Annotated in this window: 15 protein-coding genes; 3 read left to right on the plus strand and 12 right to left on the minus strand. The window is 74.2% G+C overall.

What is annotated here, in order from left to right:
- Positions 1 to 3 precede the first annotated feature (3 nt).
- The 12 genes from K7854_RS17850 to K7854_RS17905 all read right to left on the minus strand — a co-directional run bounded on the left by K7854_RS17850 (position 4) and on the right by K7854_RS17905 (position 14,515).
- A complete protein-coding gene (locus K7854_RS17850; protein ID WP_226027513.1) occupies positions 4 to 1,419 on the minus strand; it encodes an NADase-type glycan-binding domain-containing protein in 1,416 nt (471 codons plus the stop codon).
- Positions 1,416 to 1,925, minus strand: coding sequence for a phage tail protein (locus tag K7854_RS17855; RefSeq protein ID WP_226027531.1), 510 nt, complete (start codon positions 1,923 to 1,925; stop codon positions 1,416 to 1,418). Before K7854_RS17855 ends, K7854_RS17850 begins: the two co-directional genes overlap by 4 nt.
- 59 nt (positions 1,926 to 1,984) lie before the next feature.
- Positions 1,985 to 3,943, minus strand: coding sequence for a putative baseplate assembly protein (locus K7854_RS17860; RefSeq protein WP_226027514.1), 1,959 nt, complete (start codon positions 3,941 to 3,943; stop codon positions 1,985 to 1,987).
- Entirely contained in the window at positions 3,943 to 4,395 is a 453-nt protein-coding gene (locus tag K7854_RS17865) for a GPW/gp25 family protein (RefSeq protein ID WP_030187795.1), read from the minus strand. Before K7854_RS17865 ends, K7854_RS17860 begins: the two co-directional genes overlap by 1 nt.
- A gap of 34 nt (positions 4,396 to 4,429) precedes the next feature.
- A complete protein-coding gene (locus K7854_RS17870; protein ID WP_226027515.1) occupies positions 4,430 to 6,364 on the minus strand; it encodes a VgrG-related protein in 1,935 nt (644 codons plus the stop codon).
- A complete protein-coding gene (locus tag K7854_RS17875; RefSeq protein ID WP_226027516.1) occupies positions 6,364 to 7,083 on the minus strand; it encodes a CIS tube protein in 720 nt (239 codons plus the stop codon). The genes K7854_RS17870 and K7854_RS17875 overlap by 1 nt, the downstream gene beginning before the upstream one ends.
- 28 nt (positions 7,084 to 7,111) lie before the next feature.
- Positions 7,112 to 7,534: a phage tail protein gene (locus K7854_RS17880; protein ID WP_003974727.1), complete on the minus strand. Its 423-nt coding sequence runs from the start codon at positions 7,532 to 7,534 to the stop codon at positions 7,112 to 7,114.
- Positions 7,535 to 7,642: 108 nt separating this feature from the next.
- Positions 7,643 to 11,716: a hypothetical protein gene (locus tag K7854_RS17885; protein ID WP_226027517.1), complete on the minus strand. Its 4,074-nt coding sequence runs from the start codon at positions 11,714 to 11,716 to the stop codon at positions 7,643 to 7,645.
- Between the two features lie 3 nt (positions 11,717 to 11,719).
- A complete protein-coding gene (locus K7854_RS17890; RefSeq protein ID WP_007450918.1) occupies positions 11,720 to 11,878 on the minus strand; it encodes a DUF6760 family protein in 159 nt (52 codons plus the stop codon).
- A complete protein-coding gene (locus K7854_RS17895; protein WP_226027518.1) occupies positions 11,875 to 12,408 on the minus strand; it encodes a hypothetical protein in 534 nt (177 codons plus the stop codon). Before K7854_RS17895 ends, K7854_RS17890 begins: the two co-directional genes overlap by 4 nt.
- Positions 12,408 to 12,857, minus strand: a complete 450-nt coding sequence (locus K7854_RS17900) for a phage tail protein (protein WP_007450914.1) — start codon at positions 12,855 to 12,857, stop codon at positions 12,408 to 12,410. Before K7854_RS17900 ends, K7854_RS17895 begins: the two co-directional genes overlap by 1 nt.
- A gap of 53 nt (positions 12,858 to 12,910) precedes the next feature.
- Entirely contained in the window at positions 12,911 to 14,515 is a 1,605-nt protein-coding gene (locus K7854_RS17905; RefSeq protein WP_226027519.1) for a phage tail sheath subtilisin-like domain-containing protein, read from the minus strand.
- Positions 14,516 to 14,935: 420 nt separating this feature from the next.
- Here K7854_RS17905 and K7854_RS17910 point away from each other — a divergent pair, with 420 nt between their 5' ends.
- From K7854_RS17910 to K7854_RS17920, 3 genes are all read left to right on the plus strand, one after another.
- Positions 14,936 to 17,731 carry a coiled-coil domain-containing protein gene (locus tag K7854_RS17910; RefSeq protein ID WP_226027520.1) on the plus strand — a complete coding sequence of 932 codons (2,796 nt, stop codon included), beginning with the start codon at positions 14,936 to 14,938 and terminating at the stop codon, positions 17,729 to 17,731.
- A 108-nt stretch (positions 17,732 to 17,839) separates the two neighbouring features.
- Positions 17,840 to 18,568, plus strand: a complete 729-nt coding sequence (locus tag K7854_RS17915; RefSeq protein ID WP_226027521.1) for an eCIS core domain-containing protein — start codon at positions 17,840 to 17,842, stop codon at positions 18,566 to 18,568.
- A 90-nt stretch (positions 18,569 to 18,658) separates the two neighbouring features.
- On the plus strand, positions 18,659 to 19,093 hold a 435-nt coding region (locus K7854_RS17920; protein ID WP_443732436.1), incomplete at its 3' end, for a COG1470 family protein.

Consider the following 19,093-nt stretch of genomic DNA (forward strand, 5'->3'; position numbering starts at 1 on the left):
GGGTCAGGAGGGGTTGGCGCTGGAGGGGCCGAAGAACTCGATCTCGGCGATGGCGACCTGCTTCTTGGCGGAGGCCGCGTGGGCGGATTCGATGGTGAAGCGGACCTTGGTGACCTCGCCGACGCGGAACGGGCGCCGCTGGCCGCCGGCGCCCTGGTCCAGGGTGAGGTCGCGGGTCTTCACCGACCCGTCCTTCATGGTGATCGTCGCCTTGATGCGGTGCGGCAGGGCCGACTCCTGCAGCCTGTTGGCGCGGGAGGAGACACCGGGGGTGATGATCACGTCGAGCAGCCGGGTCGGCTCGGTGAAGGTGGCCTCGACCCACTGGCCCTGGCCGGACTCCGTGATGCCCGGCCCCCACCAGGTGTTGCTGAGCTTGTCGATGAGGAGTTCCGGATTGTGGCCGGGGAAGGAGCGCGAGGCCTTGATGCCGTCCGGGGAGACGGGGGCGCGCTTGGCGAAGTGGTCGCGGGTGTTCTGGACGCCGTCGGGGATGTACATGAAGCCGAGGACGGCCAGGGTGGCCACGACGGCGACGGTGATCCAGGTGCCGATGCGGTCGAAGACGCGGCGCAGGCGGGGGCGGTCGCCGGCCCACGGGGTCTCCTGGCGCCGTCCGCCGAAGAGCCGGCGCCACCACGGGGCCCGCACGGTGGCCTGGTCGCCGCTCGCGACCAGGGGCATGGCGCAGCGGGCGCAGTAGTGGCGGTCGGGGCGGTTGGGCGTGGAGCACCACGGGCAGGGCGGGCCGTTGGCGATGTCCGCCTGGTGGCCGGGGGCGCGGACCTGCGGGCGGTCCGCGTCGGGGCGGCCGGGCAGGACGGGCGCGACGGCGGGGGGCGCCGCCGGGGCCGGGGCCTCGGGGTCGGCGACGGGGACGAGGAGGGAGCGGGCCCGGTCGGACATGGTGTCGGTGAGCGGGTTCGGCGCGGGGGTGGAGGCGGCGGGCACCGGGGTGGTGGGGGCGGTCTCGTCGGTGCCGGGTGCCGGTGCGGGCGTGGCCGCGGGCGCCGGGCGGGCCGGGGCTCCCGGTGCGTCGTCCGGGTCCGCGGCACCTCCCGCGGGCGCCGTGCCGTGCGTGTCCCCGGTGCCGGCCGGGGTGTCGGCGGCCGGGGTGTCCGTGGTGCCTGCCGGGCGGCGCGGCTGGGGCAGCGTCGGGTTGTCCCCGAGGGCGCCGGCCGGCTCGCCGGCACCTCCCGCGGCGGGTGCCGCGGCCGGGCGGCCGGTGCGGGCGGGGGGCACACCGGCACCGGCGAAGGCGTCGAAGCCGGGGCTCTGGTCGGCCGTGGCGGCCGCGGGCGGTGCGGTGCGGGCGGCGGCGCCGGCCTGGTCCCAGCTGAGTACGGCGCCGCACGCGTCGCAGAAGGACTGGCCCGGTTCCGCGCGGGTTCCGCACTCGGCGCAGTTCTGCGTGGTCATCTCTCCGGGGTCCTTTCGGAGGCGGTCACTTCGACCGTGTAGGGCATGTGGGCGGGGCGGGCGGCGGCGACGAGGGAGTCCAGCCGGTGGACGTCGACGGGCCTGGGGTCGGGCAGCCGGAGGGCGACGTGCAGGTACGGGCGAGGCCGGCCCGGGAACGGGCCCAGCGGCCGGGCGTTCCACACGGCGCCGCCGCTCTCGGTGATCTCCGGCGTGACACCGAAGGCGAGCCGGACGGTCTCGGACAGGCCCTGCAGGGTGCCCCGTACGCGGTGCAGCCGGGCGGCGGCGGCGACGGCGGCGCGCAGCATGGCCTCGGACTCGACGCCGTCGGTCTCCGCGCCGACCCAGGTGCCGAGCCACTGGGCGAAGTCCGCCGGGGTGAGGGCGGGGTCGAAGTAGCTGTCCAGGCAGTCCAGGACGTTCAGGATGGGCGCGAGGACGTCGTCGAGCCCGCCGACGAAACGCAGCGCGAGGTCGTCGTCGGCGAAGACGGCCGGCAGCATCGACGCGATGGGCAGCGACGAGCCGAGCCCGTCGACGGAGCCCCGTTGCGAGTCGGACTTCACGCGCCGTCCCCGATCACGCGGACCCGGTGGTCGTAGGAGAAGACCAGCGCGGGCGGGTCGAGGTCGATGCGGTTGGTGGGGTCGCCGCGCTTGCCGGTGAGCGGGTCGGCCGGGTGCAGGACGACCTCGTCGACGAGTTCGACGCCGGGCACGCGCTGCAGGACGGCGAACAGCTCCCCGGTCTGCACCGGGCGTCCGAAGGGCCAGCCCTTGCCGTCGGCGCCGCCGGTGAGCGGGTCGAGGTGGCGGTAGAGGGCGTCGTGGGTCTGCCGGCGCACCCGGTCGGCGTCGACGTCGCGGAAGGCGTGCACGGTGGCGACGACGGTGACGCCCTGGTAGTAGGGCGGGCCGACGGCGAGCCGGGTGCCGATCAGCCGGCGTTCGTCGAGGTGGCGGGTGATGCGGTTCAACAGCGCGTCACTGGGGACGAGTTGCTCGAAGCGCAGGCGTCCGCCGGGGTCCGGGACGGCCTGCGGGACGACCAGCACGCGGACGGCGTGGGCGCCGTACTCGTTCTCCGCGCCCTCCAGGCAGGTGATGCGGGCGGTGTCGGGGGCGGCGCGGCGGGCGAGTTCCTCGTAGTCGCGCAGGGTGACGGCGCGTTCCTGGGCGCGCAGGGTGATGGGGGCCCGGAGCTTGGCCTCCTCGATGGTCTCGCCGTCGACGCCGCCGAGGGCGGCCTCGCGATTGACGACCTCGGAGACGTACGGGATGGAGGTGCGCAGCACCTGGACGGCGCCGCGCGCCACGTTGCCCGCCCTGCCCCCGCCGGTGCGGTAGCGGCGGGCGCGGATGACGGCGCCCTTGGGCGGGACGGCGCCGTACTGGCGCAGGGTGCCGTCGGCCTCGCGGACGGCGGGGCCGAAGGCGATCTCGCCGGTGGTGGCGTCGACGGTGATGTGGTGGTCGTCCGGGTGGGAGCCGGAGAAGTGCGGGACGACCTGCCAGTCCTGCCAGCCGTCGTCGTCGGCGGTCTGGAGCAGGACGGACGGTTCGCCGGCGACGACGGGGGCGTGTTCGAGCCGCAGCCGCTGGCCGGGCAGGCCGGTGGACTCGCCGAGGGGCTCGTCCAGCACGGTCTCGGCGTGGATGGAGCCGGTGGTGCCGCCGATGGTGTAGGCCTCGGCGGAGCGGATGGTCGGCGAGGTGGTGTAGAAGGGCTGGCCGCTCAGCGGTTCGGTGACCCGGCAGCGGATCCAGCCGGCCTCGTGGCCGCCGTTGCGGGACAGCACGTGCCCGCCGGGTATGTGCAGCACGACGTCGCCGGGGCGGTTGAGGCCGCCGGTGCCGTCGCGGTCGACCTCGCAGGGCTGCCAGCCGTCCTCGGTCCAGGCTTCCCAGACCAGCGGCGGCTGGCGCGGGTCGACGCCGACGCCGTCGACGCGGCTGTCGAGTTCGAGGGCGAGCGCGCAGTCCGGGACGGCGGCGCTGAGGCCGATGAGCATGCAGTCGCCGGGGTCGGGCGACTCGGCGAAGCACATCACGTCCTTGTTCTCGGCGAGGTCCGTGGTGCGGTCGCTGACGGCCTCGCCGCGGGCCTGGGTGACCAGGCGGACCATCGTGCACGGCACGATGCGCAGGTCGTGCTCGGTGGCGAAGACGACGGCCTCGTCGCGTTCGGTGCGCAGGGTGGCGACCTCGGTGCCGACCGGGACGAGGATCGTGTCCTCCTGCGGCGCGGAGAGCCAGAAGGTGACGTCCGTGCGCGCGGCCGACGGCGGGAAGAGCGTGATGCCGACCAGGTCCAGGAAGGCGAGGTGGTTCTTGTCCGGGACCCGGTTGAGCCGGTAGACGATCTGGTCGGCCATGTGGGCCACCGTCTCGACGAGCGTGACACCGGGGTCCGAGACGTTGTGGTCGGTCCACTCCGGGGCGCGCTGCTGGATGTAGCGCTTGGCATCGTCGACGAACTGCTGGAAGCGGCGGTCGTCGAGGTTGGGGGAGGGCAGGGGCATCAGCGGTCGCTTTCGGGAGAGCCCGGGAGGCCGGCCGGAGCATCCGGGAGGTCGGGCTCGTCGTGGGAGGGGATGACGTAGAACGGGAAGACGAGGCTGCGCGGGTTGTTGGTGCCGCGGATCGAGTAACGGACGTCGATGAAGAGGACGTTCTGGTCCTCGCCGGTGGTGACGTCGACGTCGTGCACCTCGATGCGCGGTTCCCAGCGGTCGAGGGTGACGTACACCTCGTGCTGGATCCGGCCGGCCGTCTGCTCGTTGACGGGCGCGAAGACCAGGTCGTGGATGGCGCAGCCGAACTCGGGGCGCATCGGCCGCTCCCCGGGCGCGGTGGCCAGGATGAGCCGCATGGCCTCCTCCACCTCCTGCTCGCCGCTGACGAGGGCGATCCCGCCGGTGGGCCCGATGCGCAGCGGGAACGACCAGCCGGAGCCGACGAACTGTTCGGCCATCAGAGAGCAACCTGCCTTCCTCGGAAACGCTTCGTCACAGGCCCGGCACGGGGATCGTCGCGACCTTGAAGATGGGCGTCTTGACCTCGAAGGTCGCGCCGACGACCCTCGTCATGACGGAGTTGATCTGCACGTTGACGGTGCCGGAGATGGTGGTCGCGGCCCCGGCGCTCAGCGTCGCGGCGCCCGCCGCCCCCAGGTTCAGGGCGGCGCCCGCGTTGACCCCGATCTGGCCGCCGCTGCGCATGTTGACCATGCTGCCGCCCTGGATGCTGAGGGGCCCGCCGCTCTTGATGGTCAGGGAGCGCCTGGCGGACAGCGACAGGTCGGTGCCCGCCTCCACCGACACCGAGCGGCTGCCGGTGATCTTGACCGTGCCCTTGCTGTCGACGGTGATCTCGGTCTTGGTGCGGTCGAGGTTGATGGTCAGCTTGTCGTTGCCGCTGGCGATCCGCACGCCCTGCTTGCGTCCGCCGGTGCGCTGGCTGAGCAGGTCGACCCGGTTGCCCTGGCGGTCGGACAGGGTGTGCCGTACGGCCTTCTTCTTCAGGCCGTCGTGCAGCGGCACGTCGCTCTTGGTCGGTACGTCCCGGCCGTTGTAGAGGCCCCCGATCACGAACGGGTGGTCCAGCGCCCCGCGGTCGAAGGCGACCAGTACCTCGTCGCCGACGTCCATGGGGAAGATGCCGCCGCCCGCCACGCCTCCCATCTGGACACTGCGCGCCCAGTCGCTGACGTAGGTGTCGTCCAGCCACGGGAACTGCAGCTTGACCCTGCCCTGTTTGAGGGGGTCCTGTACGTCGGTGACGATGGCGTTGGCGACGCTGGGCAGCCGGGCGGCGCTCGCCGGGTCCGCGCCGCCGCTGCCGCCCGAGGCGAGCCCGTACAGGGAACGCCACTGGCGTCCGCTGACCGTGATCCAGGACTCGTAGGGGACGCCGTCGCCGAAGTGGTGGCGTACCGAGGTGACGGTGTACTTGCCCTCGAAGGGGGTGCCGACGTCGGCGAGGGCGACGGGGACGCCGGGCCGCAGGTCGGGGTGGCCGTTGGCGGCGACCTCCAGCTCGGCGAAGGCGGCGGTGACGTCGGAGGCGAGGGCCTTCGCGGCGTTCTGGACCTCGTCCTGCTTGTCGTAGGGGTTGGCGGTCTCCACGAGTTTGCCGGGCTTGAACTTGCCGGCGGCCGTGCCGGGCGTCCACTTGATGTTGATGCCGGGGTCGGTGGTGGCCGGCGCGGTCTCGGTGATCTTCTTCTTGGTGGTGACGTTCCAGCCGCGCGACTCGACCTTGCCGATCTGGTCGGCTGCGGTGACGGCGGCCCGCAGCCGCAGGATGTCGTGGCCGGCCTGGAGGACGAAGGTGCTCTTGTCGCCGTCCGTCTGCGGCGAGGGCGCTCCGGCCGACGGCTTGGGCGTGACGAACCGGAACTTCCCCTTGGAGTCCAGGTACATGATCATCTTGTTCTCGTCGGCGAGCCGGGCGAGGAAGTCCCAGTCGGTGACGTTGGACTGGGAGATGAACCCGTAGGTGCCCTTGGTCGCCTGGATGCGGCCGATGGAGACGCCGTCCATGGCCACGAGCTTGCGGGCGATGTCGGACGCCTTCTGGTTGCGGTAGGCGGCCACCCGGCGCTGGCGCATCAGCCGGTGCCCGTAGTCGTAGCCGCGGATGACGGTGAAGCTGCCGGTGCCGTCGTAGTCGGTCTCCAGGCCGGTGACCTCGCCGGTCAGCAGGGGGTTGCCCTTGCCCTCGCCGTCGGCGATCGGGGTGATGACGACCTTGGTGCCGAACTGCACGTTCAGGTCGCCGAGGAGCTTGTGGTACGGGTCGCGGAAGGTGAGGCGGAACGCCGCCGGCACGTTGACGCCCTGGTCGACCCATCCGTCGGTGAGCATCGGGGCGATGGTGTCGGGCAGCGGGGCGCCACCGATCTTCACCTCGACGATGCTGGAGAAGGAGGGACGCACCATCAGTGAGGCACCTCCTCGGTGGCCGGCAGGATGAGTTCGGTGCCGGTCGGCAGGCGGGACGGGTCGTCGATGCCGTTGGCCTCGGCGATCACCCGCCAGGCGTTGGCGCTGCCGTACTCGCTCCAGGCGAGCGACTGGAGCGAGTCCCCCGCGACGACCCGGTGCACGCGCTGGGCGGTGAGGGCGCCGGAGGTCGGGTTCTGCCTCGGGGTCGGGCCGGGTATCTCCACCAGGGCCAGCTGGCAGGTGGCGCGGATGGGGACGCCGGCGGTGCCGAAGAGCGTGTACTGGGTCTCGATGGACGCCACGTAGGCGTTGAACCGGGCGGTGGAGAACGAACCCCACTCGAAGATCACCCAGGGCGGGGAGGGCTGCTTGGCGGCCAGGCTCTTGGCGGTCACCTCGCAGCAGATCAGCAGCGACTCGACCTTCTTCATCACGGTGTTGCCGCCGGGCTTCATCGAGGAGTCCAGGAAGATCTCCAGGGTCATCTCCCGCGGCTCGGCACCCAGGAACTGCGGCTTCGCGGCCTTCCGCACGGCCGCCGTCGGGGTCGCCTTCCACTGGGAGCGCTGACTGATCGACAGCTGCGCCGGGTTGAACTCGAACGGGAACCGCTTGATCAGCGCGCCGGGCGAGGTGGACTTGCCGGTGGGCGGCTCGTGGATGGCGAGGTTGGCGCGTACCAGGCTCTTGCCGGCGCCCTTGCTGTTGGCCATGGTTGTTCCTCTCTGCTCCGCGGCGCCGTCAGTCCGTGAACCCGTGGTGGGCGATCTCCAGGACCTCGTTGGCCACCGACGCGCTGCCGGGGTCGAGGCTGGGGCCCTGCCAGCTGACGGGCAGGACGTCGATCAGCCCCCAGCGGGCGACCAGCGACCCGTCCGCGCGCAGGGCGGAGATCTGCGCGGTGGGCCGCTGGATGCCGGTCTGCACGGAGGAGATCCACTTGGCGACCTTCGCCGTGTCCGGGGTGAGGGGCCGGGTCAGCCGGATGTTGGAGTAGGTGACGCGGGTGGGCAACTGCCACACGAAGCCGTTGTTGCCGCCCTCCTGGCGCTGTTCCACCTCCACCTGGGTCGACAGGCCCTCGCACCCGTTGAAGTAGCCGAGGCTCTCGCCGTCGATGGCGAGGCTGAACCAGATGGAAGAGCCCGGGTCCTTACGGGTCATCGGGGGTCGACCTTTCTTGTCGGGGAACGGTGGCGGGCGGGTGGCGCGGCCCTCGGGGCGGTCCGGTCGTCCGGTGTCCGGCCGTCCGGCGGGGCCGGTGCGGTCCGGTCAGCGCGGGTCGCGGAGTCTGCCGATCCGTTCGCGGTCCATACGCAGTTCGGTGCGGACGAGACGGGTGACGCGGCCGATGATCCGGTGCACCAGTTCGTCGAGCTGGAAGTCGGTGAGTTCGCGCGGGTCGAGCCCGCCCTCGGGAACCGCGGTGTACCCGGGCGGGGGGTCCCCGGAGGGCCGCCCGCCCGCGCCCGCCTGGTACGGGGGCGGCGGGTCGTCGTACGGCGGCGGTTGGTCCTGGCCGGGCGGGGACGACGGGGTGCTCAGGCGGGCCAGGTTGTCCGCCACGGTGGCGGCCGTGGCGGAGGCCAGGGCAGCGGTGGTGCGTCCGGCGCGGTGGGAACGGCGCCAGAACCGCTGGACCGGCGGCATGTCGGCGGACGCGGTGCCGGAGGGGGCGGGGGCGTCCGGTGCGGTGTCCGGGAGCGTCGGCGCGGGCGCCGCCTGGGTGGCGACGGGCAGCTCGGGCCGGGCCGCCGACGGCCGGGGCGGCGTGAGCGGTGCCACCGGCAGCGGGGCTCCGGCGGCGCCGGCGCCGGGGGCCACGGGCTTGCGCAGCGGCACGGCCCTGGCGGGCGCGCGCTGGACGACGGAGGGCGCGGACCCGCCGCCACCGGGCGGTGACGGCGCAGGTGCGGGGTGCGGGGGCGCCGGGGGCGTTGCCGCGGCCGCGAAGGGCGGTACGGCGGGCGCGAAAGGCGGTACCGCGGGCGCGGCCGGGGCGGCGAAAGGCGGTACCGCGGGTGTTGCCGCGGCGGCGAAGGGCGGTGCCGCGGGGGTGGCCAGGGCGGCGAAGGGCGGGCCCGCGGAAGTGGCGGCCCGGGCGGTGGCCCGTTGGACGGGCGGGAGTGCGCCGCTCTCGGTCGCGGCGAAGGGCGCCGGCGCGGGGGGCTGGGTGGCGAGCGACGTGGTGAGCGAGGTGGTGAGCGAGGTGGTGTCGGTCGGGGGTGCGGAGAGGGGCGCGCCCAGCGGAGAACGCCGCGCGGGTGCCCCGGCCGGCGGCAGCGCCGGGGTGGCGGTGGACACCGGTGCCGGTGCCGGGGTCTGTGCCGGTGCCTGCGCCGCCGTCGGGGACGGCGTCACGGTCGGACGTACGGCGCCGACCGGGCCGGACGAGGTGGGCGCGCCGAGCCCCGGACGCCGCCCGGCCGCGCTGCGCTGCACGGGGGTGCTCGGGGCGCCCGGACTGACCGTCTTGCCGGTCTCCGAGCGGGACAGCGGTACGGCGGGGGCGGGCGCGGTCGGTGCCGACGGCTCCGCCGGTGTCGCCGGTGCCGCCGGTGCGGCGGGGGTTGGCGCGATCGGGCCGTCGGGGCGTGGCTCGGACGAGCGCTGGACCGGCGGGTGCGGTGCGGTGCCCGGGTGGGCCGGGAACGGCTGCACGGGGAGCGACGGCTGGGCGGCCGGCACCCGGCGCTGGACGGAGGGCTGCCGGTCGTCCGGGGTGGCGGGAGTGCCGGGTGCGTTCGCCGAGGATCGCCGCCCTCCGGTGGCGTCACCGGTACCGGAGGGGCGTGCGGTGGACGGTGGCGCCGGGTCGCCGCCGGGCGCCGGGCTCGGGTCGGTTCGGGCCGCGGCCGGTGCCGGTGCCACGGCGCGCTGGACCGGGGGTGCGGCGGGGGTGGCTCCCGCCGACGGCGACGGCGATGCTGACGGTGCTGTCGTGCTGTTGGTGGGTGGGGTGCCGGTCGCCCGGTCCGAGCTGGTGCCGGACGCGGGCGTGACCGGCCGCACGGGGGCCTTCGACCCCGACTCGGGCTGCGGTACGGCCCGTTGCACGGGGGCGCCGGTCGTCGGGGTGCCCGGCGAACCGGCCCTGCGGTCACCGGCGGAGGAGGCGGGGCGGACGGGCTGCGCGGCGGCTCGCCGGGCGGCCGGTGCGTCGTCGCCCACCGGGGGGGTCGTGCCGCCGTCCGCGCGGCGTACGGCATGCTGCACGGGCGGCGTCGAGGCCCCGGCACCGCTGCCCGTGGGCGCGGACGCCGGGCTGCCGCCGGGCCGCCCTGACGGGGCGTCGGTCGGCGGGGGGCTGGCCGGCTGTGCGGCGGCGCGCTGTACGGGCTGGGCGGCGGATGCCGTGCCGCTGTCGGCCGGTGCGGGGGCCGGCGGGTTGCCGTTGCCGGACGGTGGTGCCGCGGCCCGTTGGACGGGCGGGGCGGTGGGCGTGGTGCCGCCTGCCGGTGTGCCGGCTGCCGGGCTTCCGGTGCCGGGTGGGGCGGGAGTTCGCCGTACCGGGGTGTCCGCCGCGGTGCCGCCGTCGGCCGGTGCGGTCGCCGGGGTGCCGCTGCCGGGCCGTGCCGGGGAGCCGGACGGGCGGGTGGTGGCGCGCTGGACCGGGGGTGCGGCGGGCGTGGAGCCGCTGCGCGTCGGTGCCGGGGTCGGCGGGTTGCCGCCGCCGGACGGTCGCGCGGTGGTGCGCTGGACGGGCGTGGCGGTGGTGTCCGGTGCGGTGGTTGCCGGGGTGCTGGCGCCCGACTGCGGGGTGCCCCGTCGTGACGGTGCGTCCGTCGCGGGGGAGGACGGGCGGGTGGTGGCGCGCTGGACCGGCGGTGTGGCGGATGCGGAGCCGTCGCGCGTCGGTGTGGAGGCCGGCGGGTTGCTGCTGCGGGACGGCTGCGCGGCGGCGCGCTGGACCGGCGGTGCGCCGGACGCGGAGCCGCTGTTGCTCGCTGTGGGTGCCTGGCCGCCGCTGCCGGGCCGGACCGGGGAACCGCCCGGTCGTGCGGTGGCCCGCTGGACGGGCGTGGTGCTCCGGGCCGGTGTGGTGGCCGCCGGGTTGCCGTTGCCGGGCGGCGGGACGGCGCGTGGTGACGGTGTGTCCGTCGCGGGGGTGGACGGGCGGGTGGTGACGCGCTGGACCGGCGGTGTGGTGGGCGCGGTGCTGCTGCCCGCCGGTCCGGGGCCCGCCGGGTTGCCGTTGCCGGGCAGCGGGACGGCGCGTGGTGACGGTGCGTCCGTCGCGGGGCTGGACGGCTGTGCGGTGGCGCGCTGGGCCGGGGGTGCGGTGGATGCGGGGCCGCTGGCCGCCGGTGCGGGGGTCGGCGGGGTGCCGCCGTCGGGCCGGCGTACCGGGGCAGCCGGTGCCGCGGCGTCGCCGGACGTGCCGGGGGCCGGTGCGGGCCCGGGCCCGGGCACCGCCCGCTGGACGGGCGCCGGGGTCGGTGCGGGCGCCGGGGTGACGGAACCGTGGGCCGGGGAGGCGCCCCCGGCCGGTGCCGAGCCGGGGTCCGCTCGGTCGGCGTCCGCCGACGAGGGCGCCGTACCGGAGGACGCCGGGGCGGCGCCCGTGGTCCGGCGGCTCGCGGGCAACGCCCGGCGCTGCACGGCCGGCGAACCGGACGGGGCCTTGGTCAGCGACTGCCGCGGACGCGGGGCGGCGGGCGGCGCGGGCACCGGGGTCACCCGGACCCCGCGGGGCGCCTGGGCCGGTGCGCTCGCGGGCGCGGCGGACGACGCCGGCCCGGCGGAACGCGCCCGCTGGACCGGCGCGGCCGCGGGCGTGCCCGACGACGTGGCCGCCGTCGGCGCGGGACCCGGCGTGCCCGGCGTACCCGGGACACCACCGCGCGCCCTCGGGGCGGAACCCGTGGGCGCGGCCGGGGCGTCGGCCGGTACTGCGCGCAGCGGCGCGACCGGCATCCGCTGCACGGGCGGTGTACCGGCCGGGCGGGCCAGGGGCGTGGACGACGGCTGCCGGGCCGAGGCGTCGAAGGCGCCGGACAGCAGGCGGTCGCCGGCCGCCGGGTCGAGCACGGCCGGGGACGGTGCCCGGGTGAACGACGGGTCCTGCCACGTCGGCAGGCGGCCGCCGAAGGCGGAGTCCGCCACCCCCGTACGGTCCGCGCCCGTGGTGCGCTGGATCGGCGGCAGGCCCGTCCAGGCGGCGACGGCCACCGGCGCGGGTGCGGATGCCGCAGGGGCGTCCGCGCCCGGGTCCGGACGCGCGCCGGTGTCCGCGGGCGGACCCGCCTGGCCGGCCGGGACCGCCGCCGATGCCGCGGTCCCGCCCCCGTTCCTGTGTTCCTCGCCGCCGTCCCGACGGCCCCGCAGCCGGTCCAGGAGTCCCACCGATCAGCCCTCCGCCGTGCCTCGCGTCACGAGGGACGCGATCTGGTCCGTGTACCGGCGGCGGTCCTGGTGTTCCAGGTCCAGGATCGCCTCCAGGCTCCAGTGGAAGTGGTAGGCGACGTACGCGATCTCCTCGTGCAGCCGGTCGGTCGCGTACGTCACGATTCCCCCAGGCGGCTCCCGCCGAGTTCCACCTCGAAGGGCTCCGAGCAGTGCGGGCACTCGACGGCCGCGCGGGTGTGCCCCTCCGCGTTGATCTGGCGGTAGAAGTCCTGGAGGAACGCCAGGTCGGAGGCGAACATGTTCTCCACGATGCCGTCGTGCACCATCGCCAGCGTGCCCAGCCGGGTGATGACCCGGCCGAGCAGCACCACCGACAGGTACGCCGGGTTCTCCTGCACCCGCACGTCGCGCAGCGGGATCAGCTCGTCCCGTGCCGTCGACAGGCGCATCACGCCGTCCCGGTGCACCGTGCCCGACTCGTCCACGTACCCGCGCGGCAGCTCGAAGGGGAACTCGGTCTGCATCTGCTGCCTCGGGGCGGTGTCGACGGGGGGCCCGGCGGGAGGGCCGGCCGGAGAACCGGCCGGCGCCTCCGTGGGCGCGGCGGCGGGAGCCGAACGGGGGAAGTCCGCTCCCGCCGCCGCGGTCTGGGGTGCCGCGGCGGGCGCCTTGGCAGCCGAACGGCGCATTACTCGACGACCAGTTCTTCGAACACGATGGTGATGGTCTCGGTGAGCGCGTTGGTGTCACCCGCCTTCAGGGTGCCCGCCACGACCTTGCTGCACCAGGCGTTGCGCAGGTTCCAGCGCTTGACCGGGTTGTCCTCGTAGTCCATCACGATGATCGTGGCGTTCTTGCGGGCGGTGGCCATCCGGCCGGCCATGGAGTCGTTGATCCACTGGGTGAAGACCGACGACTGGCTCATACCGCGCTCGACCTGGACCGAGCCGTCCTTGGCCACGCCCGGCATCAGGGTGACGTTGTTGCGTCCGGTGGTGCCCTGGTTCTGCTGGTACTTGATGACGTCCTGCTCGATCTGCAGGTTCGACACCGAGTTGAGGTACTCGACCATCACACCGTCGATCTGGATGCCGAAGTTCGGTGCGACGAGTACGTCTTCTGGCTTGGGGAGAGACATGGGTTCGCTGTCCTTCTGGAGGAAGTGGGAGGAGGGCGGGGCGCGCGATCCGCCTACTCGTCCAGTTCGCCGCCGCCGCTGGAGAACTGGGCGAGCCGGAAGATGACGAACTCGGCGGGCTTGACCGGCGCGATGCCGATCTCGCAGACGACCCGGCCGAGGTCGACGGACTCCGGCGGGTTGGTCTCCTCGTCGCACTTGACGTAGTACGCCTGGTCGGGGCTCTGGCCGAAGAGGGCGCCGTTGCGCCACTCGTTGACCAGGAAGGCGGAGACGTTGCGGCGGATGCGGGCCCAGAGGTTGTGGTCGTTCGGCTCGAACACCACCCACTGGGTGCCGATCAGGATCGACTCCTCCAGGTAGTTGAAGTACCTGCGGATGTTCAGGTAGCGCCACGCCGGGTCGGAGGAGAGGGTGCGGGCACCCCAGACGCGGATGCCGCGGCCCGGGAAGGAACGGATGCAGTTGACGCCGATCGGGTTGAGCAGGTCCTGCTCGCCGCGGGTGATCTGCAGCTCCAGGTCGACGGCGCCGCGCACGACCTCGTTGGCGGGCGCCTTGTGCACGCCGCGCTCGGAGTCGTTGCGGGCCCAGATGCCGGCGACGTGACCGCTCGGCGGGACCAGGCGGGACTGCCCGGTGGCCGGGTCGAAGGACTTGATCCAGGGGTAGTACAGGGCCGCGTACTTGGAGTCGTAGCCGGCCGTCTCCTGGCGCCAGACGCGGATCTGGCGGGCGTTCTGGCCGGGCGGCGGGTCGATGATGGCGACGCGGTCGCCCATCAGCTCGCAGTGGGCTATCAGACCGAGCTGGACGGCCTTGACGGCCTCCAGGTCGATCGCGCCGCGCTGGTAGGCGGCCATCAGGTCGGGCACCGCGACCATGGAGATCTCGTCGATCGCCTCCAGGCCGCCGAAGCCGGTGCGGTCCGAGGAGTCGCCGAGGTACTGGGCCGGCCCGGGGTGCGCGCTCTCGGCCTGCCCGGCCGGAACGGCGGGGGCGGCGGACGGCGGCGCGGGCAGCGTCAGCGTCTGGTTCTCCGGCCGGGCCAGCTGCGCGGACGGCGCGGCCTCGGTCACGGTGATGAGCTTGGAGCGCTCCTTGACCTGGGTGACGACGTAGGAGCGGTTGCCCTTCTTGGCGCTGACGTCGAAGGTCTCGACGGGCTTGTCGCCGTCCTTGACGATCAGCTTGAAGCGCTCGGCGGGGCCCTCGCCCTCGGGGTCGGCGACCTCGACGGTCAGCGGGCCGCTCTGGCCGGCCGCGGTGGCCGTCACGGCGAAGGTGCCGAGCTGCTTGGGCTCGGCGGCGGGCAGCGCCTTGGCGGTGCTGCCGGTGACGGCGGCGGGGGCGGCGGCGCCGTTCACCGAGCCGTCGGCGCCGGCGTCCTCGGCCGAACCGCCGACCCGGACGATGTAGGCGGCGGAGCCGCCGTTGTTGAAGAACCCGTAGACGGAGTGCGCGAGGTAGTACCCGCCGGTGAAGTCACCGAAGGCCGCGACGTACTGCGTCCAGTTGGTCACCAGCGTGGGCTCGTTCAGCGGGCCGGTCGGGGCGAGACCGACGAAGGCCGCCACCGACGTGCCCACTCCCTCGATCGGGCGCGAGCCGCTGGCCACCTCCTCGACGTAGACGCCGGGCGACAGGTAGGACGGCATGCTCTGCTCTCCTCGGGGTACGAGACAGGACGCCCCTCAGCCTCACGCGCGCGTTGCCGACGCCGAAACGTCCCCGGGTGCCGGAGCAGGGGCATTTTCCTTGCCCCGGGTCGTGCCCGTTGGGGCAGACTCCCGCGGCTTGTCGGCACTTCCCCTCGAAGACCCCTGGCGGACGCCCGGCGTTTCTGATTCAACGTCTTGTGTCGACTGTCAGTTCGCCAGGATGTCATCTTGCGATCAAGCCCCGTTCCGGGGCGCGCCGTCCCGCCGCACCGGGGCGCTGCCCCGCGTGAGCGGGGACGGTGACGGGGTGTCAGGAGGGGATCGTCCGTGTCGGACCGCTTGAACCACACGCAGAGACACCGCCCGGCGGGAGCCGCCCCGGCACGGCCCCGCCCGCAGGCGCGTCAGTCACCGGCCATGGCCTCGCTGCAGGCCGCGGCGGGCAACCGGGCCGTGACGACGGCGATCCAGCGGGCGACCGTCACGGCCACGAGTCCCGAGCCCACGGAAGAGGTGGAGGCGGGACCTTCGCGGACGCGGGAGCCGGCTGCGCCCGGGGCCGGGCAGACGCAGGGGGAGCAGCAGCAGGACGAAGCCGCGCAGCGGAAGCAGGCGGCCGAGGACGAGGCCAAGGCGCTGAAGAAGCGGGCCGCGTCCGCGGCGCTGGAACGGGCGGACGCCGAGGCCCAGATGTGGCAGAAGACCGAGGTCGCGGCCACGGCGCGGGACCAGGCGACCGGGGCCGAGAAGGCGGCGGCCGAGTCGAGGGACAAGGCGGGCGCGGCGGAGCGGGCGCGGGCGGAGGCCGAGGGCGAGGAGCGGCGCTGGGCGGAGCAGGTCGAGGAGGAGGAGAAGGCCCGGTCGGAGGCCGCCACCGCGGTGAAGGGCCGGGTCGGCGACGAGTCCGCGGCCCGGGAACGGTTGAGCACGGCGCGCCGGACGCTGGCCGACGCCCAGGCCGAGGTGAAGCGGACTACCGAGGGGGCCGAGGCCGCGGCGAAGGAGCTGGCGGCCGCCGAGGCCGAGGTCAAGCGGCGCAGGGAACGGGCCGAGGCCGCCGGGAAGGAGCTGGCGGCCGCCGAGGCCGAGGTGAAGAGGTGCACGAAGGAGGCCGAGGCCGCGGCGGCCGCACACCAGCAGGCCGAGGCTTCGGTGGCGGCGCGGGCATCGGCCGAGGACGAGGCGCAGAAGCAGGCGATGAAGGCCGCGGAGGCCGCGCAGGCCGCGGTTCAGACGTGGGCCGCCGAGGTCACCAGGGCCAAGGAGCGGGTGGTCGCTCTGGAGGGGAAGGTGAAACAGCGGCAGGGGGAGGCCGAGGCCGAGGAGGGCAGGCAGCGGAACGCCCAAACCGTCGTGCAGGGCTGGGCCGAAGCCGTGGCGTCGGCGGGGAAGGCGGTGGCGGACGCCCAGGAGGCGCTGGAGGAGCGGACGGGCGAGTTCACCGCGGCGACGCAGGCGCGGGAGGCTGCGGAGCAGGAGCTGGAGGAACGGCAGAACGCCAAGGCGTCGGCCGAGCAGCAGGTGACCCAGGCGGCCGCCGAGCGGACGGCGCAGGAGAAGGCCAAGGCCGTGGCGCTGCAGGAGGCGGCGAAGTCCGAAGCCGAGGCGAGTGACCACAGGCGGGCGGAGCAGACCGCGCGGGCCGAGGCGGCGGCCGCGGCGCGGGAGCGGCAACGGGCGACCAAGGCGGAGACCGCGGCGCGCGAGGCGGCGGCAGCGGCGACGAAGCGGGCGGGAGAGGCCGCCGGCCAGACGGGTCAGACGGGCCAGAGCGAGCAGACGGGCCAGACGGGCCAGACGGGCCGGACGGGTAAAACGGGGCAGACGGGCCAGACGGAGCAGGCTGAGCAGACGGCTGAGCAGACGGCGGAGCAGGAGAAGCCGGGGCGCCTGAAGAGGTTCAGGAAGGCCTTCGGCTTCACCAACCTGAAGAAGATGGGGGATCCGGGCGACACGTTGATCCTTCGCGGCACCGCACCCTCGGGAACGGCGGCCAAAGCGGCCGCGACCGACGCGCACAAATCACCGGCCTTCGGCACGCCGGGGCAGCAGATGGCCGAGTCCTCGCACAACTTCGCCCTCACCAGCCTGGCGCTGACCAACGACCTGCGCGGCCTGGCGTCCGCGATGGGGACCAAGAAGGACGCGCAGGGATCGGCCGCCCATCAGGCGGACAAGGACAAGAAGGGCAAGTCGGCCGGAGCCCTGACGAACACCGCCATGCTCGCCGGCGACGGGATGAAGGTGGGCGGCGCCGCGGCGACGAACAGCGGCATCGTGGAAGGGGTGGCTGCCGCCGGAGAGGGAGTCGGCGTGACCACCGGACTGTTCTCCGTGGGCATCGGCGCTCGCGAGACCAGGGCGATCTACCTCACCTCGCACAAGCGCGACGCTCTGGTCAAGCACGCGCTCAAGGACGTGAACGCGGTGCGCACCCGGACACTCCAGCTCGTGCTCAACCGGCTGGGTGAAGTGAACGCGGAACTGGTCGAGAAGGCGGCGGCGGAGTCGGGCTCGCAGGCCGAGCCGACGGCGGAGGAACAGACGTCCCTCGCCGCGTCCCGGGCGGAAATGGGCCGGCTCAGGGAAGAGCTGCGGGAACACCTCGCCAGCGCACAGCAGTACGCGATACACAAGCAGAACAACAAGCTCATCAAGCGCGCGGTCAACCTGGGCGGAAACGTCATCCGTACCGCGGGCGGGATCCTGGTGGTGGTCGCCCTCGCCGGATCGCTGGCCACTCCGGTCGCACCCGCCGTGGGTGCCGCCGGAGCGGTCACACTGGGCGGTCTCGCGGTCTACAAGGGTGGCAAGGGCGGCTACAAGCGCGCCGAGTCGGTGCGGCACCCGAACAGGTGGCGTCGGACCACCCTGGCTCAGGGTGACACCGAGTTCACGGAGGCGGGCGAGGAGAAGCAGGGCAGCAGGTGGCGGGCGGCGCTGGAGTCCGTCAAGGTGACGAAGGCTGTCGATCAGGGCGAGCGTCAGCTCATGGCCCAGGAGATCTACGCGCTGGCGGCCGGACCGGCCGTGCCCGTGGGCAGGAACGTGCCCGACGACATCCGGCGCGAGGCGCGTGGCCTGCTCCTGGACCTCAAGTGCGACCCGGCCAGGCGGCACGAGAACGCGCAGGAGTGGAGCGACTCGCTCAACGACCCGGAGCAGCAGGAGGACTGGGAGAAGTACATAGCCAAGCAGCTGGCGTCGTCCTGACACCCGCTCCGTACAACTGCCCGCGGTGCTGCCCTCCCGGCCCTGTCGGCCGCGGGGATGTTCCGGTACAGCTGATGACCACACGTCCGGTGTCGAAGGGAGCGCACGGTGCGCGCGCACGAGGAAGCCACCGACCAGCAGGCCGCCCGGGGCGGCCGCGCTCCGCACCGGGTCACGCCCGCGCCCACCACCTCGGTGAGCGGGGCCCCGATGACCCCGGCGGCGGTCCTGGCGCTGCAGAGTTCCGCCGGCAACGCCGCCGTCCAGCGGGTCGTCGCCCGGGACACGCACCAGCACGGGCCCGGCTGCGGGCACACCGTCCAGCGCCGCATGGACCCGGAGGCGCACCAGCACGGCGCGGGCTGCGGGCACGACGGGATCGACGACCGGAGCCCGGAGGGACAGCACCAGCTCCTGGACGAGGCCAAGAAGACGTCCAGCTCGCCGCTCCCCGGGTCCTTCCTCGACAAGGCGGTGCCGTTCTACCAGAATCCCGCCCTCGCCGGCGCCCGCGTGCACACGGACCCGATCGCTCAGCGCGCGACGGCGGCCATGGGGGCCGAGGCCATGACGATCGGCATGGACGTCTTCCTCGGCCCGTCCGCCATCGGCAACGAGGAGATCCTCGCCCACGAGGCCAGCCACCTCGACAAGAACAGCAGGGGAATCACCGAGACGGGCAGCGGGAGCGGCGGCGGCCCCGCCGTCACGGACCCGGGGCAGGGTTCCGAGGTCGCCGCGGTGAACGACGGAGCGGCCTTCAAGGCCGGGCACAGCACCGCCCCGTCCCTCGTCGCCCAGCGGGCCGTCACAGACGACGTGGAGGGCGCGGACTAGTCCCGGGCGCCGCGCGAACGGCCCTTTGGGGCAACCCGGTCTGCCCGGACGCGACCTGACGCCGCGTCGGGTCACTCGTACCGTCGGCGTGTGAGCCTGTGGACCTCGCTGGAGCCCGCGTCCGCGACTGTGGACCCCGGCAGTAGTACCCGTGTGCGCCTGAGGGTGCGTAATACCGGTGACGTGGTGGACGAGTACCGGTTCGAGCCGGTGGGGGATGTGGCTCCCTGGACGACGGTGGAGCCGCAGACGTTGCGGTTGTATCCGGGGACGACGGGGACGGTGGAGCTGACGTTCGCTCCGCCGCGTACTCCTGATGCGGTGGCGGGGCCGAATCCGTATGCGGTGCGGATCCTTCCGACGGAGCATCCGGATGCGGTGACGGTTCCGGAGGGGAATCTGACGATCACGTCGTTCACCGAGGTGCGTGCGGAGTTGGTGCCGCCGACGGTGAAGGGCAGGTTCCGGGGGCGGCCGCGGCTCGCCGTGGACAACCTCGGTAATACGAAGGTGACGGCGTCGATC

The sequence above is a fragment of the Streptomyces hyderabadensis genome, assembly GCF_020404845.1.
GTDB classification, from domain to species: domain Bacteria; phylum Actinomycetota; class Actinomycetes; order Streptomycetales; family Streptomycetaceae; genus Streptomyces; species Streptomyces hyderabadensis.